The following is a 17,772-nucleotide window of genomic DNA, read 5'->3' as shown; positions in this document are numbered from 1 at the left end:
CACATCGTGAAAGATAATCGCTATGAATAGCTTGAACAAACGACAAATCATGACCGCCGTTGCCATCATCGCGGCTGTGCTCGCGCTTGCCGTTCTGTCAGTCCAACTGGGTTTGTTCGGCAACAGCGAACTAAAAGCCGCAAAACCGCTGCGCGTTTCCACCCAAGTGGCGCAGCAGGAAAAGTCACTCGCAATCACTCGTTCCTTCGCCGGTAGAATAGAGGCTCATCGAGAAGCCGCTGCAGGTTTCGAACTGGGCGGCCTCATCAATGCAGTTTCGGTCGAAGAAGGTCAGAAAATCCGTAAGGGTTCTCCAATGGCAAAGCTCGACACCGATATCCTCCGTGCGCGCCGAAGCGAGCTAATCGCTGCTAGAAATCGTGCCGCCGCCGACCGAGATCTTGCCCGATCCACTTTCAATCGACTCAAGGCAGCGATCGTGCGGGACGCGGTCTCTCAGCAGGCGGTGGACGAGGCAGCTCGTACAATACGGGCGGGAGAAGCCGCACTCGCCCAATCCAATGCGGCAATTCGCTCGCTCAATGTCCAGATCCGCAAGTCAGTTTTACGCGCTCCTTTCAACGCTGTGGTCGTCTCGCGATTGGTTGATGAAGGGACGGTTGTTGCGAGCGGAACGCCAGTTTTGAATTTGCTCGAGGATGGATTATTTGATGCCCGTTTCGGTTTGACCGGACCGGCCGCTGATACGCTGCAACGCGGACGTCAGGCGACGATTAGGGTTGGCAACAAACAGATGGTCGGAGTCGTAAAGTCTGTTTTACCGCTCAAGGATCGCAATTCCCGCAGCGTGGATGTGATTGTCAAGTTGCCTGAACAAGATCCGTCCATTCGCCATGGCGACCTTGCTCGTCTTGACGTGCCGTTCGAACGTGAAGAAACGGGCATCTGGCTGCCTCTCACTGCACTGACAGAAAATTCGCGTGGCATCTGGGCTGCCTATGTTGCCAAGCAAGACAGCAAAGGGATGATCCGCCTTGAGCGTCGCCAATTACAGATTATCCACCAAGAAACCGACCGCGTGTTCGTGCGAGGTACGCTCAAGGCGGGTGATCGGGTTGTTACAGGCGGCCTGCAGCGCCTCAGTCCCGGCCAAGTTGTTGAACTAGCCAAGCCTTCGACTGCAAATCATACCAGCAATGGAGGATTAATCGATGGTTGATCGCGACTCATTTGATCGGACGCCGAAACAAAGCTTTGCCAGCCTGTTTCTGCGCAATCGCCACCTCCTCGTCCTTGGCATCCTCCTAATTCTAGTCAGCGGGCTATCATCAATTTTTGCGTTACCGCGCCTTGAGGATCCGCGGATCGTCAATCGCAATCCAATCATCATCACTCCCGTCCCCGGCGCATCAGCTGAGCGGGTGGAAACTCTTGTGACCAAGGTTTTGGAAGACTCTTTGCGCGAGATCGAAACAATTAAGGACATTGAGTCCACTTCTAGCGCAGGTGTCTCAGTCATTGCGGTGGAACTAGCCGACAGTGTGACTGGTTCGGAAAACCAGGAGATATTTTCTGAAATCCGTGACGAGATTGCCGAAGCAAGGCCATTGCTTCCGCCGCAAGCGCTTGAGCCGATGATAGATGACAAGCGCGACCCGGCCGCATTCACGCTAATCATGGGCTTGAACTGGAGCGGACCTGGAAAGCCAGAGCTCGGTGTGATGAACCGATTGGCCAAGGATCTCGCGGACCGTTTGCGCAATGTGCGCGGAACAGAGATTGTCAGGCTCTACGGCGCGCCAGATGAAGAGATCACGGTCACGGTTGATCAAGGTGAACTGGCCGAACTATCGCTCGATGGGGCCTCGCTTGCCCGGCAGATTGCAGCCAGTGACGCAAAAACACCTGCAGGAGTTTTACGTGGCCGCGTGTCTGACGTCGCCATTGAAGTTGACGGTGAGTTATCGGATGTAGCCCGTATAGCCGAAATACCCATTGCAACCGGGCAAGCAGGACAATCGCTTACCCTGGGCAGCATTGCCGAAGTCGAACGTGGCTGGCGCAAACCGGCCACGGAAATGGCCTTTGCTGATGGCGATCGATCGATCTTTGTTGCTGTCAGGATGGGCAATAGCAGCCGGGTTGATCTGTGGGCTACAGAAGCGAACGCGGCGGTTGATCAGTTTGCCAGTGAGGTCGGCTCCGGTATCGTCGTTGACCGCATTTTCGAGCAGGAAAAATATACGTCCGGGCAACTTGGCGAACTGGTCAGCAATCTTATCGCCGGCGCCATTGTTGTGATTTTGGTTGTGCTGGTAATGATGGGATGGAGACTGGCAATCATCATTGGCCTCGCTCTGCCATTGGTGGTTTCAATGGTGCTGTTCGGTTTACAGCTGATGGGCAATGCCATCCACCAGATGTCGATTTTCGGAATCATCATCGCGCTTGGGCTGTTGATCGACAATGCCATCGTAATGGCAGATGAGGTCACCAAGCATAAAGCTCAGGGCAAGTCTGCTACCCAGGCAGTCGAAGCGGCAGTCGGCCATCTCTTCATTCCTCTCTTCGCTTCCACGCTTACGACTGTCCTTGCGTTCGCCCCGATAATGTTGTTGCCCGGGAGCGCCGGAGACTTTGTCAGTTCGATCGGGCAGAGCGTTATACTCGCCTTGATCAGTTCGTTTATTGTGGCGGTTACAATTACCGCAGCATTGGCGGGCCTGTTCGCTAAGCCAGCGCCTGCGGATGCCCAGAAAAGTCTGTGGCGCGATGGCATTAGCCTACCCCTCATCTCAGAATATTATAAGGCGGGCCTGGACCTTGGCCTGCGCAAACCCGCACTCGCTATCCTTGCTTCAGTCACCCTCCCGCTCAGCGGTTTTGCAGCCATGACCTCGCTGGGAAATGATTTCTTTCCTCCTGTTGACCGCGACATGTTTACGGTCGAGATATGGATGCCGAGCGGTTCCTCCGTCAAAAATACCGCCTCTCAGGCGGAACAGATAGAAGCCGCCATTCGTGAGATCGAACAACCGGAACGCGTATTCTGGCTGGTTGGGGGCTCCTTTCCCACGGTGTACTACAACCTCGTGATGAACAAGGATAACGCCGCCTACTATGCACAAGCCATAGTAAAAGCGTCATCCAATGAAGAAGCCAAGCGAATGATCGCACCGCTCCAGGCCGAGCTCGATGCTCGCTTCCCTGAAGCACAGATCGTGATCGGCCAATTCGGACAGGGACCTCCTGTTGCAGCTGATATCGAATATCGTGTCTTTGGGCCCGATGTCGAGAGACTGCAAGCAATCGGCGATGAGTTGCGACTTGCAATGCAGAGCCACCATGAGATCCTCCACACACAGGCCTCAATGGATCGTGGTTCTCCCAAACTCTGGTTCAACGCCGATGAAGAAGAGGCCCAGTTGGCCAAGCTCTCGTTGTCGGATCTTTCACGACAATTCCAGAACAATTACGAAGGCGGTGTTGGCGGCTTCGTGATCGAACAGCTAGAACAGCTGCCTGTCAGGGTGCGCTACGATGACGGGCTGCGCGGTAATCTCTCCGCAGTCGCATCGTCTGTATTTGTCTCTTCCGGAACAGATCGCTGGGTGCCGGCAGAAGCAATCGGCGACTTTGAGCTGAGACCCGAGCTTACTGCTATTACGCGCTTCGATACGGAGCGGACAAATATTGTGCGGGGATTCACGGCCAATGGCGCGCTGCCGATCACCATTGCCAATGATGTGCTCGAACAACTTGAGGCAGAGGGCTTTGCATTGCCAAGCGGCTATCGCATCGAACTTGGCGGTGCAGTCGAGGTGGATTCCGCCGCACGCGGTAATCTACTTGTTTATGCCCCAATATTACTGACACTTACGATAGCCACGCTCGTCTTGCTGTTTCGCAGCGCGGCGATTGCCGGAGTTCTCGGAACCGTTGCATTCCTCTCCATCGGACTTGGCATGCTGTCGACCTGGGCGATCGGATTTCCGATCAGCTTCAACACAATCCTTGGGACACTTGGACTTATTGGATTGGCTTTCAACAATTCGATTGTCGTGCTGGCCGCGCTCAAAGCCAATCCCAATGCAGCCAGGGGTGAGCCCGAAGCCATCGTCGCTGCGATTATGGACACCTCACGCCATATCGTCTCAACTACGCTAACAACTATCGGCGGATTTCTGCCCTTGTTGCTGATCGTAGGCGGCGATTTCTGGCCATCCCTTGCAATAGTCCTTGCCGGCGGCGTGAGCGGCTCGATGATCCTTGCCTTGCTGTTTGTCCCAGCTGTCTACCTGTTGCTGCAAAAGCGCCGCGGCGCACAAGAACCCGGCACTATCAGCCAAGCGGAACCGGAAGGAAAATTGGTATGACCAAGTCACTCCTAGCGATCACAACAGCACTACTGGCGTCGGCATGTACGGTCGGACCCGACTATACTCCACCGGCAGCGCTCAGTTCTCCGGCACCATTGGGCCTGGTTGAACAAGCCCCCCGATCAAACGCGACCGAAGTCGTAAGGGCCGAGAGCAAATGGTGGGAGGCATTCGGTGATCCGATGCTCACTGATTTGATCGATCATGCGGTTGCGGAAAACCACAATCTAAGGATTGCCTCTGCTAATGTTCGGCTAGCGCGCGCATTGCGGCGCTCGGAGTCCAGCACATTGCTACCACAACTGGGCGCAGGTGCGAGCTATGCGCGCCAACGTGGGAGCGAAAATGGGCAGACAAACCTTGGCGCGTTAAGCGAAGCTGGTGTCGCGGATGTCGAGACTGACTTAATGCAAGTGGGTTTCGACGCCCGATGGGAGATTGATCTCTTTGGCGGTAATCAGCGCCGGGTCGAAGCCGCCAGCGCTAAAGTAGAAAGCGCAATCGAGAGTCGACGGGACGTATTACTTTCGATCATCTCGGAAGTTGCCCGCAATTATGGAGAATTGCGGGGCAATCAGCTACAGATCGATATCACTAATCGCCGCATCGTGATACTGGTTCACACGCTCGAAATAGCGCAAGCCAAGCTTGAAACTGGAATCGGTACGCAGCTCGATGTCGAACGCGCGCGTACTAATCTGGCAAGCACCAGAGCTCAGCTTCCCCGATTGCACACGGCAGAACGCTCGGCGGCTTACCGGCTCGCTGTCCTGACGGGGCGGCAACCTGCGGTCATCGCGAGCGACCTCCTCATCTCCAAGCCGCTCCCTATATCATTGGATATCGTGCCGGTTGGACTTCAGTCAGATCTGCTTTCACGGCGCCCCGACGTACGTCGTGCGGAGCGTGAGCTCGCTGCTGCCAGCGCAGAGATCGGTGTTGCGAAAGCAGAATTCTTTCCGAAATTCTCTTTGACTGGAGCTGCCGGTCAGGAAAGCACTTCATTTTCGAACCTGCTGTCGGGCACAAGCTCGGTCTTCTCGATCATTCCCAGCATCACATTTCCGTTATTCAATGGAGGACGGCTTAGGGCGCAGCTTGAGGCCGCAAATGCCGGGAACGACATGGCCATCGCGCAATTCGAACAGGCGATCTTGTTGGCGGTTGAAGATGTCGAGGCATCGCTTGTTCTTTATGTCGAGACGAACAAGCAGACAGAAGCTCTGCAAGAGGCCCTCAGTGCAGGCCGGAAGTCGGAAGACCTTGCCCGCGACCTTTACAACAGCGGATTGGGCGCATTCATTGATGTCCTCGATGCCGAACGCAGCGTTACCGATCTTGAACTGCAACTGGCCGCTAGCGAGACCGAATCCTTTATCAGCACCATCGCTCTCTACAAGGCGCTTGGTGGTGGCTGGCAAACAGTCGAACAGCGTGACCGAACGGGAGTTATCACCGGATCGTAAGTCCCTGTCAATTATGGACGCCCTTTTCGTGCCCTCTGCTTGCCCTTCCAGTTACCGATCCCTTGGATCGATCGACTTAAGTCGGGCGACTTGGCTGTCAACTTCCGCTCTGGTCCATCTGGTGTGTTTTCGATCGGTTGAGGCGGGAAAGTTCCGTAAGCCGAGTTTTAATTCATTACGGTATGAACGTCTGGGTCGAATGGGTCTCGGAACAAAGCCTCCTCCACAAGTAGCGCATACATTGTGCAAAACCGTTTCAACGCAATCGACGCAATAGGTGCACTCATATGTGCAAATCCTAGCGTCAGGCGAATCTGGCGGTAAATCTCGGTCACACCATTCGCAATTGGGTCGTAGTTGAAGCATAGACTTGTTCCTTTCAAAGGCCTCTGCTGTGATCAATCAGAACGATTCTAGCCATGGACGAAGCTCTAGTTCCCATGTCCACGCGCTGCGATCCTGTGCAGCAATCTGAAAATAGGTTTCTGCAATGGCTTTGGGATCAAGACACTTTTGAAGGTCATCATATGGCGCGCCTCGATCTGGTGAATATATCAGCCCGTCGATGACGAAATGCGCAACATGGATATTTTGTGGCGCCAGTTCGCGTGCAAGGCTTTGGCAAAGTCCTCGCAATGCGAATTTGCCCATCGCAAATGCAGAAGAGTTTGCATATCCCTTGATCCCAGCCGAAGCACCTGTGAAAAGCATGGACCCGCCGTCCCGCTGCATCCGATTGGTGCATTCCCGTGCCGCGAGGAAAGCTCCAACTGCATTCACATCAATCAGTCTCCGAACGTCTGATGATTCCAGTTCTGTAACAGCTCCGCGCGTATATGCTCCAGCATTGTAGATCATTGTTGAAAGCGAAAACCCGGCATCATCGATTGTATTAAACAGATTGATGATGTCGGCCTCCTGTGTGGCATCGCACTGGACCGCAAGTGCGTCAGTTTCCTTGGCGAGTTGATTTAAACTGGACATATTTCTTGCAGCCAAAATGATCCGGTTTCCATCTTCTGCAAACCGTCTGGCGAGTGATGCGCTAAGCCCGGAGCCGGCCCCGATTATAAGCGTTGCTTTCTTCATAGGATTGACTTTCTGATTCTATCCGTCGTTGGTAAATATCATTGAACAATTTCTGCGACAGTTGATACCACAGGTACAAAATGGCTTAACTGGGTTCGAATGGTGTGGAACATACGGACCGGCTTCAATTAGCTTTTGTTACAGACCTGATATCCGCTTCCTGAACACGCCCATCCCATTTCTGCGCTCACGCAAACACAAAACTGCGATCCTTTTGTAGATTGATAGTCTATGAACTCAATAATCCCGAACCCCTCATTCAGAGTCCTTATCCCGACGTGAAAAGCCCTCGACGACGTAGGTTCTGATCACATAGATCCATGGGATTGCGATCAAATCGATCACAACCCCCATCGCGTTAGCTTGAAACAAATCCTGCCCTGAAGAATCTAGCTCACCTCTAGACATCAGCGGGTAGCCTACTGCCGCGATCCAAAGCAATTTATAGCCAAACTGCAGCAACAAGATCGGCAACATTTTTACCGGAAACCGCAGCCCAATTATCGCTAGCAGTGACAATGCACCCCAGAAAGCAAATGCTACACCTTCTATCGGCTCAAAAGTCCCCCAATGCTCAATGAGCGTGCCCCAGGCCGTGAAAGTGAACAGGACACCGGTGAAAAAAAATGGAATCCGCATTATCCAACGACGAATGGCGGATACTTCGAATTCAGTGCTCGGATTAGTCATAGATCGGTCCATATTCCGGACTGTAAAACCCGGCCTGCTTGAAAAAATGCAAACAACAACCAAATTCCTTTGGTATCATTTCGCAATTTTTATCAAAGCCAAGAGACCAGCGCCATTACCCTTCGTAACAATGTGATTGATCATTCGTATCGTCATCGCACAGCCACAAATGTTTCAACCGTTGCCGCTGGTATGGTCGCCGGCTTGCTCGCCTTCTGTGCGAAATTGGGTGTCCAACCTGAATTCCTCTGCGATGCGTCTGATATCAAAATTGCAGAACTCGAAAATCCTGATGCGCGCGTTGCCTTGAGCGCATACATTGACCTTATGCGGATCGCTATCGACGCAACAAACCGTCCCGCACTAGCTCTCGAATATGGCGAAGCTACTGCCATGTCGGAACTGTCAATCGTCGGGCTCCTCATGGAAGCATCGGAAACCATTGGGGACGCCTATATCCAGATGCGCCGCTATGGCCGTCTTGCAATTGAATCGGCAGGGCCAACAGCAGAACCTCGTTTTGAGTTAGTTAGACAAGAAGGTCGGTTGTTCCTCGTGGACGAGCAGCAGCTTTCACAAAAATATCCTGAGCTAACAGAGGGCGCATTTTCTTGGCTGGCCTGTGGCCCCAGACGCTACATGGAGCGCTCCCCGGTTATCGCTGCCCATGTGACTTGGTCAAAACCCGATCATTGGCGAGATTATGAACGGATACTCGCCTGCCCGGTATATTTCGAGAGCAAATGGAATGCACTTGAAATGGAGCCAGATTCGCTTTCCTGGCCGGTGCGACAAAATCCGAAATATGTCTTCGGTATCTTGATCGATCGAGCTGAAGACTTGCTTGGCGAACTGGAAATTCCCGGCCAAATATCGAGAGAGCTCAAAAACCTGCTCACCGCTGTCCTCCATGAAGGCGGCGTTACTGCTGATATTGCAGCACAAAGGATGGGAATGAGCAGACAGACATTGTTTAGACGTTTGAATGATGAAGGCACGGACTTCACCACAATACTTGCTATGCTTCGTCAGGATTTGGCCAAAAAATATCTCAAGGGCTCTAAAGCCTCGCTCAATGAAGTTGCCTATCTGGTCGGATTTTCGGATGCCGCATCGTTCACCAGAGCCTTTAAGAGATGGACAGCAATAACGCCTGGCGAATTTCGTCAAGAGGTCTTGAAGAAGGCCGATCACCCCACCAGTATTGATGTCTAAATCGTCTAGATTCCATGGACTGATGCCAAAAAATTTATGCAGTTCTGGGAAGGTTGATAGCGCGAGAGATCAATAATTGACTCAAAATGCTAACACCATCAGACCTAGGGCAGATCGATAATTGCGGGTATGATATGCCCACCGACAATCTCGTTTCGCCAACGCCCCCAAATCCCGCCCATGCGATAGTTGCCGCCAGTAAAGCCAACGACCAAATCTAGTTCTGGGACGATGAACAGGAGTTGGCCGCCATTTCCGCTTGCCTGATATGACATATAGCTCCGTTCCCCGACGGCAATCTTACCCACGCTCCAGATATAGGCTTGGGATCCGCCAAAATAACTGTTCTGGAAAGTCTCAGGGGTCATGCCGGTCGTCTTTGCGGAGATCTCGACCTTTGCGGTTGTCGACTCACGGACCCAGTCTTTTTCGACAATCTGCTCGCCATTCCATACGCCGCCGGCGGCGAACATTGCGCCAACCTTCAAGATGTCACGTGGTCGCATATAGGCACCGCCTCCGAGATACCCCTCACCATTCGGTGCCAGAGCCCAATGATAAGGTCCAAATTTCAAAGGCTTAGCGATCAGACGATCGAACAGCTCGTAAACAGATGCGCCGCCAACCGATTCCAGACTGGCTCCGACAAGATTTGCGCTGCCAGAACAATAGGCATAGCGCTCGCCTGGATCGTGAAGCATTCGAAGTCCAGCCGTGTAGAGCCAATAATCCTTTTCTTCCTGCTGTTCCCACATGCGCATTTCCGAACCGGCGGAATCGGAATTCACGTCGCAGTCCAGACCACTGGTGTAAGTCATAAGATGCTCGAGAGAAACATCTGCCTTCCTCGGATCATCAACCGGTCGACCGGCGCGTTTCAAAAGGTCAGGGATGGGACGGAGCGAGGCATCTATTGAATATCCCTGTTGTTGCAGCGCCCCGATCATCACCGATCCGAAAACCTTCCCAAGTGACCGCACGTCGTGCCGGGTTTCTCGATCATGTCCAAAGAAATACTCCTCGAAAACCAGTTTCCCCTTGCGTGCCACCAGCAAGGAGTGAATCATTCTGGGGCGCCGGTCACGTGTATCGGCGCTGGCAAGCTCTGCTGTTAAAGCTTGCAATGCAGAGGGGTCAAAGCCCACTCCTTCCGGCGCAGAGACCTTCCATCCGTCATCAAGCCGGGGCGGCGACGCAGAGCGTTGCGACAAATCGCGATTTTGGCGGCTATAGTAGCCCGCGGCCATTTTATCGGTTGCCGGTTTAAGCGCTATCGGTTCGTCAAAACGATCATAGTCAAGCAGAAGTTGCCTGCCGACACCTTCGCCCAGACGATGCCGCTTTTCTCGCTTGCCGCGGCCAGCCATCAAGACCCAACCGTCATTCTCATCGGATAATAACCGAAACTGCGTTGAGCCCAGAATATTATTGCCTTCCGGGTTTCGAACAACTGCGGCAATCTCTGAACCCTCGTCCTGGAATATGTCCAGAAATACTCGATATGGTCGCGATTGGACGGCAAACTCAGCCTGCCATTTTCCGCTGGTGACGGCTGATAGGACGACCGGGGTCGCGACATATTGATAGTCAAGAAGAGAAGGCGGCTGAAACCAATGGCCGCGAATTTCCGACTTGTCGGCTGTCAGTTTACCGACAAACTTTTGACCGTCGGGTCTCCTAACAGAAATCACACCGCCTTCGCGCATCGCTTCTGCCTTCGCTCCATCGACCATCACGCGCCAACCATTGCCTGCTATCTCAATGGACATCGATACAAGACTGGCGGCCCCGTCCGTACTCCACACCCATAGGCCTAGCGGTGGCTCGATAGCCGGTGCATCAACTTGGGCACGCCCAGACTGCGTGCAACACGCTACAAGTAACCCAGCAGCAAATACGGTGGCACTCAATTTTCTGTTCATTCTGTTTCCCTTCGATAGCGGCCCGAGAGACATGGCTGTTGCCGCTTTTCACGTCACTTGAAGAAACTTGAAAATTCTTGAAGCATGGGATTTCAAAGTCGTTTAAGCTGGCAGCATGCGGTACGTTTTGAAAGATTTGCTGATTGATACGGAGACACGCTCCGTTCGTCGCGATGACGCCGATATTAAGCTACCCGATTTGAGCTTCGACGCATTGGTCAAGCTTATTGAGACGGCTCCAGAACCATTAAGCATTGCGGGCTTCTCCAGCGCAGTCTGGCACACCGAGCATGTCAGCGATGAAACCGTAGCCCAGCGCATCACCCTTTTGCGAAAAGCACTTGGCGACGACACTAAAGAACCATCTTATATTCGCACCGTACGTGGCTCGGGATATGCGATCGCTGGAGTGGTTGAACGCCTGGAAAATCAACCCACGCCGAAGCGCTTTTCATTTCCGAACCACCGCAATGCGATCGCAGCGGCATCGGGCTTGATTATCTTGCTTCTCGTTGGGGCTTTGTTCTGGAGCACTCGCAATCTCGGTTCTGACCCAGCAACGGCGGTGGCAAGTTCTGCGCCAGCATCATCGATCACCACACTCATTACACGCGCGAAGGAGCAGCTTGGCCTTCATCAGGCACGCGAGACTGATCGTGCTATCACAATGTTACGTAAAGCTCTGGCGCAAGACCCCAATAGTTTCGACGCTCGCATGACCCTAAGCTTCGCACTCTCGACAAAAGCCACCAAATTCGGAGGTGGTAAAGGCGAGAAAAAGGAAGCTGAGGCGCTTGCACGCGCTTTGATCAGTGAGCGTCCCGAAAGCAGCAATGCCTGGTCCGCCCTGGGCTATACGCTCGGTTCCCAGGGGCGCATGAACGAGAGTCTGTCAGCCTTTCAATATGCATACCAGCTGAATCCGAAGAATGCGCCCGCGGTCTCGAGTGCTGCTTATGTGCATCTCATTCGCGGAGAACTACATCAGGCCTTAAGCCTCGAATTTCAGGCGAGGCAGGCGGGAGGAATGTCGCGCTATGCTGAGATCCAGATTGCACAAAGCCTCGAACTTCTAGGGCATCCAGCAGCATCAGAATGGTATGCGAAAGCCTTTTCTCTCAACCCGGGTCAAGTTGTTGTTTTGAGTGAAATTGCCCGATCCCATCTGCGTCATGGCCGTCCGAATGCCGCGCTAAAGACTCTTGCGCAAGCGCAGGGGGATGACCAGTCAGCGCCGCAGTTAATTCAATTGCGGGCCCGCGCCAATATAGTGCTTGGGCGTATTGAGGAAGCCCAAAAACTGTTGAAGACGGCAGGTTGGAGGGGTCATTACGAACTTGCGGCGCTTGGCGCAGTTTCCGGCGACACGAAGCAGGCGGAGGAATTCTTTCTGCCATCGAAACGCGCTGATCTCGAATCCGATCCTGACCCGGACATGCGCATTCAACTTGCCGAGGTATCCGCAGCTTTGGGGCACGAGAAAGAAGCCATGCGACTTGTCGCGCAAGCCATCAATCTGGGTTGGCGGGACATAAACTGGTTAAAGCAATCGCCATTTCTTTCTTCGCTCATGGCTTCAAACGAAGGACGCCAATTGGAAAACCGTATTGCGCGAGAGCTAGATGCGCAACGCAAACTCGTCGAGGGAACGGAGGGACTAGTGCTCGCAATTGGCGGCAAAGTTCATTCTCTCTAAAAGCGTTTCGTGTCTTTACCTCCGTTCAAAATTTATCGAAGCCTGTTGATGCCACCCAAAATCCACTGCGGCATTTTTGTTAACCATTGGCTTCTAGAATTCCCACTGAGCAAGCGCGAAAGCCTTTGATTCACTATCACTATTCAGCCCAACAGCACCGCCCAGACCGATTGAGATATCGTTGGCAAACTCATAGGTGACGCCAAAAGACAGCAGTTGCTCCACTTCTGTTTCGGTGAACCCGTTTTGTTTTTCCCGTTCCTTCGCCCAAAGATATTCGGTGATTAAATACAGATCATCAATCGGTGCATAGGCAAATCCAGCACCAAAGCCATATTCGCGCAATGAAAGGTCTGCACCATCCTGACGCGCATCGGGCACCGCTTCGTATTCGGCCAAGCCATGAACGAAAATACCGGAAGCCAGCGCCTTGCTGATCCGTGCGCTTAACTGATACCCGAAACCGCCCATGCCCGGTCCATTGTCATTATCTCCGGTGGGCAGCATAATAGCTGCCCCGACTGTGAATTCCGGGATGTTTCCGCCTGTATCTTTCATTAGTGCATAATCGAGACCGATTTCAGGATCACCAATACCGCCAGTGTTATTGACGCTATCAACGAATGGCAATTCGACGAAAAGCTGCAGGCGGTTGGTAATCCCATATTCCACCTCCAGCTCCCATGCTCTTTCATCCGGCCCCTCCAGGCTTTGGTTGAGTGAAGCGCCGATCTGCCATTCGCCTTTTTCCTGCGTATAAGCCTCCTCCAACAGGAAAAGAATTTCCTGCCCTTCAAATTCGTTTTCCGTATCTGATGCAGCGGCTTTTTGCGGGACAAGCGTGGCTATACCGAGAAGTCCAAAAAAGATGCAGATGCCAAGCCAGCGACGGCATCGAGACAGGATTTCAGGCATGGAAATTCCTTTGCTTCTTTTGTCGGATGCTTTTGAAAGGGCTTAATCGCGCGGTTTGGAAAGCCGGTAACCTCGACCGCGCACGGTTTCGATAAGCGGCTCTTCGCGACAATTGTCTATTTTCTTCCGCAATTTCGCAATATAAACATCAACCACATTGGTAAGCGGATCGGTATGCATACCCCAGACATTGCTTAATATCCTCTCGCGGCTGAACAGGTTTCCCGGCTCGCGCATGAGCAATTCCAGAATGGCGAGCTCTTTATCAGTTAGGGTCAGTTCCTCACCACAACACCATACGCGCACGGCTTTGAGATCATATTTCAGATCAGCAATCTCAAGTACACTGTCACCTTGGCGATAATCAATTGAGCGTCGGCCCAGAGCCTCTAACCTTGCCACCAGTTCATCAAAGGAAAAAGGCTTGGTCATATAATCATCCGCGCCCATGCGCAGGCCGGTAATCTTGTCGTTCATCGAATCCATTGCGGTCAGCATCATGATCGGCGTCGCTTGCCCTTCGCTGCGCAAGGCCTGACAAATCTGTGTGCCAGACATGTCCGGTAGCATCAGATCCAAAATTACGACATCATAGTCATTCGCCTGCGCTTCCCGATAGCCGGCTGCGCCGTTGTCGATTAGGGTAACGGCATAGCCTTCGGAACGGAGACCACGGCCAATAAAATCCCCTACGCGTGGATCATCCTCAACAATCAATAGCCTCATGATACAATCCTCATTTGTTTTTCCGCCGCCAGAATTACGGTGGCCGATATAATATCCCTGTCTTTTCGTGCGATTCCAATGGAGCCGTCATGGGCCTCCACAATGGCTTTCGCGACGGGCAATCCAAGTCCGGTTCCATCATCCAATTGCCCGGCATTGTCTCCACGATAGAAGCGGTTGAATATGTGACGCAGATCGTCATCGCTGACAGCTTCAGACACATTGTCGACGGTAATTGCGACACCAGCAGATGCGCTGTTCAAATAGACCGATATTGCGGTATCTGCCGGGGCATAGCGGATCGCATTGTCAAGCAGGATCGCGAACACCTGGCCCAATCGTCCGCGGTCACCGACGACAACCATATCCGAAATATTTTTCTCGGTGACGATCTCGATATTCTTCTTTGTTGCCAACGCTTCAAAGGTCTTGCGTTTCTCTGCAACCAACGCCGCAATATCGACAGGCTTTTTGACCAGTTTCAGTTCGCCGGCCTGTGAGCGCGCAACAAACAGCAGGTCATCAATCAACCGAGCTGTATGGATGGCCTGATCCGCGATGAGTTTTAGGCTTGATTCATATTCCTCAGGGTTCTTCTTTTTGCCGCGCAGACTGATTTCGGCCTCTCCACGGATCACCGTCAGCGGCGTGCGCAATTCGTGACTAATATCGGCGAACAGTCTTTTACGGCCTTCGTCTTTCTCGACCAACGCCTTGTTCGCTTCCTCCAGTTCTTTGGTACGGGATGAAACTGTCTCTTCCAGACCAGCATTTGCGGACATCAGCCGCTTCTGCGCTGAGCCGATTTGTTCCGCCATGTGATTAAACCGGTGTCCTAAATAATCAAACTCGCGCGCTGGCAATTCAGGAATACTATAGTCAAATTTGTTCTGCCCGTAGTGGTCCAAACCATCTTGCAGCTCTGTCATGGACCGATTGAAAATGTGGGACAGGCGCAGAACAGCTGGCGAAACAAACAACAAAGCCAGAACAATGATCACACCGGCGAAGACGGTCAGCTGCCGGCCAAGAAACTGGATATTGCGCTGCGCTTCTTCAATTTCTGATCGCTCTTCAGCCAACAGCGCATTGATCGATTCTGAAAACTGGCCGTCTATCTGCTCGGATACCACGGCAAGAAACCGCTCGCGTGCCATCTCCACCTGCCCGGAATCGCGCAGTATCAATATTTCGTCAAACTGGTTTATTGCCCGGCCGATCAGTCGTTCCAATGCAGCCAGTTCCTCAAGCTCCGCGGCTTCATCTTCAATTTTCCCGACCAGCTCGACTTCTCGTGCAATGTTTTGACGAGCGATATCGAGCTGTTCCTGGATCTGCAATTTAACTTCAGTGATGGCGATCATCGAACTGTTTGGCGGCTGATTGACCGCGACATTCATCTTTTTTACCAAACGCTCGGTTAGCATGGCCGCTTCGCTGTAGCTGTGCACCACATTGTTCGCGAGCTGGTTACGTTCAAACAACAAATTGGAGCGCGTGGTTCCATAAAAATTGGCAACGCTGGCACAAATCGCCAATATGAGCAGCGCACCCAAGGTCGTGAAAAGCCGGGTGCGAAAGGATATTGTACGGGCGCCCGGTCCGAACATCATGCGCCAGATTTTTATACCCCATGATTTGATCATAGTAACTCCTCGCTATTGCCTAAAAGGCGATCTGCAGGCGGGTCGCAACGGCGTCCACGGATTCAGAGAAACCAAAACGGCCGGGATCTACCTCTGCGTGAATATAGTTCAACGCAAATTTGATGTTCTTACCAATATACCAATTGGTCCCGGCAGTGAAATTTTTCTCTTTGCCGCCGGTGACTGAGCCATCCTCTAAATCCAGAAAGCTGACCCTCGCGGCAATTTCCACGGCACCCAGTTTTCCGGTTGGCCGGACAGCTCCAAAACTGCCGGAAGAGAGGCTGAAGCGCTGTCTCTCACCGGTCAGCACATAAGCTGCCTCTATTGATCCACCAGAAAATTCGGGATCGCCGAGAGCTGCAGCGTCATTGAAACGGCGAAGATATTGGCCGTTTATGGCAAATGGGCCATGGGCATAGCCCGCTTCGAGTGCAAGATTGATATAACTACTAACACCATCGAGGTTGCCCGTGTCCACCAACCGGCTAAAACTTAGACCGAATTCTGGTGTCGATCGCACGCGCGTTTCAGCGCCTGTGTTGAGATCGCGTCGATCGATCGCGCCTGCGACAAACAGGACCCGCTTCCTCTCCCTTATCGGTGTCCAGACGATTTTCCCGACGATGCTACTGCCATCTTCGCGTGGTTGCCGATCATCATCTGCATCAATCGGATTTTCAACATAAGCGGCAGTGAATGCAATATTATCGCCACTATATGTCACCGCACCGCCAGTCCGAAATCCGGGAGCCAATGCTGCGGCTAATGAGCGTTCCAAAAACTTAAGATGATTAGAGCTTTTCTGCCGCTCACCAGAAAAAGGAGTAGTCAGATTACCGGCGCGTAGAGTGACATCATCGATGCCTTTATAGGCCAACCAGACGTTACGCAGGCCAGTGGAAATGCCGCCGATATCGGCGTCGAATTTGGCTGTCCAATCGTCACCCACATCGACCGTCGCATCGACGCGCAAGCGCCGCAGATTAATCTCATCCTTGATCATGGTGACATCGTCATCCGATAGCACGGCATCGAGATGGACGCGGCCGCCCAAGGTCAGACGAACGTCATTGGTTTGCACCACGATCCCATCCGATCCCGCCGTGATATCCTGCGCCATAGCCGTGCAAGAAAGACCAGACATTAGTCCGGCTCCCAAAATCCAAAAATATCGAGCCAAGGATCTAATTCTCCTGGCTTACGTTCTGCGGCAACAGGTCACGCAGCAGATGATCGAAGACAAGTTGGCCGTAGCCCTTTTTTTCGAAGTTCCTTCGGAAACCGTGTCGTAAGCCTTTAAGTAGTTGTAACTTTATCTGATTATCGAAAGGCAAATTGGCGTTCATGGTCCGAGTCCAGTTTTGCGCTCGTGCTACACGTGTCCGGCCTTGTGCCAGATCGATATCTTCATGTTTGTTCAGTGAGTCATTGCGGCTGACATCCTTATCACCAACCAACACCAACACGTCTGCTTTGCGAAACCCTTCGAGGGACAGCGACCGGTCACCAAGAGCCGGTGATCGGCCCAATCCAAGCGGATAGGGGTGGGCGCGATCAGGCATTGTGTACCAACCAGGCGCAAACAGCACCAATCGGTCGATCAGATCCGGCTGTAACATCATCAACCGATGCAAAAATTGCCCACCTCCGGAATAACCCACTGCACGGATCGTCGAGAGGTCAAACGCATTGGTTACCTCCAAATCCTGAATCAGTTCCATAAAAGCGATGTTGGGGCACGCTCCATTCCGGTGCGGACGGACCTGTTGATATCGGCGGAACTCCCGTTTGGTAAAATGGGGTACAACGACAGCAACACCCTTTTCTTCGGCATAATCCTGTAAGACAAACATGTGCTGCAGGGCATTGCGGGTATAGCCATGAATGGAAAATACAACTTGCTCCTGTTCTTTTCTATTGCGCGGGCGATAGATAAAATATGACAGCTTGCTAGGCCCGTGCGTCACCGCCGACGATATACGTCCACGCACTTGTAGAGGATTCTCCGTTTCAGACAGTTGGTGCGTGTCGTCACAAGACTTGATATTTTCTGCATAAGACATT

General features: G+C 52.7%; 14 protein-coding genes. 5 read left to right on the top strand and 9 right to left on the bottom strand.

Annotation, left to right across the window (positions count from 1 at the left end; translation table 11 throughout):
• Window positions 1–22: 22 nt before the first annotated feature.
• The 3 genes from DG177_RS14340 to DG177_RS14330 are packed head-to-tail and all read left to right on the top strand — an operon-like array spanning window position 23 to window position 5,806.
• Entirely contained in the window at window positions 23–1,180 is a 1,158-nt protein-coding gene (locus DG177_RS14340; RefSeq protein ID WP_108812107.1) for an efflux RND transporter periplasmic adaptor subunit, read from the top strand.
• Window positions 1,173–4,337, top strand: a complete 3,165-nt coding sequence (locus DG177_RS14335) for an efflux RND transporter permease subunit (protein WP_108812106.1) — start codon at window positions 1,173–1,175, stop codon at window positions 4,335–4,337. Before DG177_RS14340 ends, DG177_RS14335 begins: the two co-directional genes overlap by 8 nt.
• Window positions 4,334–5,806, top strand: coding sequence for an efflux transporter outer membrane subunit (locus DG177_RS14330; protein WP_108812105.1), 1,473 nt, complete (start codon window positions 4,334–4,336; stop codon window positions 5,804–5,806). The genes DG177_RS14335 and DG177_RS14330 overlap by 4 nt, the downstream gene beginning before the upstream one ends.
• Window positions 5,807–5,857: 51 nt before the next feature.
• On the opposite strand, the gene DG177_RS14325 is transcribed toward DG177_RS14330, so the two are convergent.
• The 3 genes from DG177_RS14325 to DG177_RS14315 all read right to left on the bottom strand — a co-directional run bounded on the left by DG177_RS14325 (window position 5,858) and on the right by DG177_RS14315 (window position 7,585).
• Window positions 5,858–6,172: a DUF1272 domain-containing protein gene (locus tag DG177_RS14325; protein ID WP_108812104.1), complete on the bottom strand. Its 315-nt coding sequence runs from the start codon at window positions 6,170–6,172 to the stop codon at window positions 5,858–5,860.
• Between the two features lie 36 nt (window positions 6,173–6,208).
• The gene (locus DG177_RS14320; RefSeq protein WP_108812103.1) at window positions 6,209–6,895 is read right to left on the bottom strand and encodes an SDR family NAD(P)-dependent oxidoreductase; all 687 of its coding nucleotides are present in this window, start codon (window positions 6,893–6,895) and stop codon (window positions 6,209–6,211) included.
• 255 nt (window positions 6,896–7,150) lie between these two features.
• The gene (locus DG177_RS14315) at window positions 7,151–7,585 is read right to left on the bottom strand and encodes a hypothetical protein (protein ID WP_108812102.1); all 435 of its coding nucleotides are present in this window, start codon (window positions 7,583–7,585) and stop codon (window positions 7,151–7,153) included.
• A 132-nt stretch (window positions 7,586–7,717) separates the two neighbouring features.
• On the opposite strand from DG177_RS14315, the gene DG177_RS14310 reads away from it, so the two are divergent.
• Window positions 7,718–8,800 carry an AraC family transcriptional regulator gene (locus DG177_RS14310; protein ID WP_337658868.1) on the top strand — a complete coding sequence of 361 codons (1,083 nt, stop codon included), beginning with the start codon at window positions 7,718–7,720 and terminating at the stop codon, window positions 8,798–8,800.
• 104 nt (window positions 8,801–8,904) lie between these two features.
• Here DG177_RS14310 and DG177_RS14305 read toward each other — a convergent pair whose 3' ends face one another.
• Window positions 8,905–10,722 carry a serine hydrolase domain-containing protein gene (locus DG177_RS14305; protein ID WP_337658866.1) on the bottom strand — a complete coding sequence of 606 codons (1,818 nt, stop codon included), beginning with the start codon at window positions 10,720–10,722 and terminating at the stop codon, window positions 8,905–8,907.
• Between the two features lie 115 nt (window positions 10,723–10,837).
• Here DG177_RS14305 and DG177_RS14300 point away from each other — a divergent pair, with 115 nt between their 5' ends.
• Window positions 10,838–12,418 carry a winged helix-turn-helix domain-containing protein gene (locus DG177_RS14300; RefSeq protein ID WP_108812099.1) on the top strand — a complete coding sequence of 527 codons (1,581 nt, stop codon included), beginning with the start codon at window positions 10,838–10,840 and terminating at the stop codon, window positions 12,416–12,418.
• Window positions 12,419–12,511: 93 nt separating this feature from the next.
• Here DG177_RS14300 and DG177_RS14295 read toward each other — a convergent pair whose 3' ends face one another.
• The 5 genes from DG177_RS14295 to DG177_RS14275 are packed head-to-tail and all read right to left on the bottom strand — an operon-like array spanning window position 12,512 to window position 17,771.
• Window positions 12,512–13,333, bottom strand: a complete 822-nt coding sequence (locus DG177_RS14295; protein WP_108812098.1) for a transporter — start codon at window positions 13,331–13,333, stop codon at window positions 12,512–12,514.
• A 42-nt stretch (window positions 13,334–13,375) separates the two neighbouring features.
• Window positions 13,376–14,059 (bottom strand): response regulator, encoded by a 684-nt coding sequence (locus DG177_RS14290; protein WP_108812097.1) that lies wholly within the window; start codon window positions 14,057–14,059, stop codon window positions 13,376–13,378.
• Entirely contained in the window at window positions 14,056–15,705 is a 1,650-nt protein-coding gene (locus DG177_RS14285; RefSeq protein WP_108812096.1) for a histidine kinase dimerization/phospho-acceptor domain-containing protein, read from the bottom strand. The genes DG177_RS14290 and DG177_RS14285 overlap by 4 nt, the downstream gene beginning before the upstream one ends.
• 19 nt (window positions 15,706–15,724) lie before the next feature.
• Complete coding sequence (locus DG177_RS14280; RefSeq protein ID WP_108812095.1) at window positions 15,725–16,852, bottom strand: porin; 1,128 nt, start codon at window positions 16,850–16,852, stop codon at window positions 15,725–15,727.
• A 40-nt stretch (window positions 16,853–16,892) separates the two neighbouring features.
• Window positions 16,893–17,771, bottom strand: coding sequence for an alpha/beta hydrolase (locus tag DG177_RS14275; RefSeq protein ID WP_337658863.1), 879 nt, complete (start codon window positions 17,769–17,771; stop codon window positions 16,893–16,895).
• Window position 17,772: the final 1 nt, after the last annotated feature.

Source organism: Sphingorhabdus sp. Alg231-15 (assembly GCF_900149705.1).
In the GTDB taxonomy this organism is placed as follows: Bacteria; Pseudomonadota; Alphaproteobacteria; order Sphingomonadales; family Sphingomonadaceae; genus Parasphingorhabdus.
The sequence above is the reverse complement of the archived record's forward strand: the minus strand, read 5'-3'. Positions and strand labels throughout refer to the sequence as shown.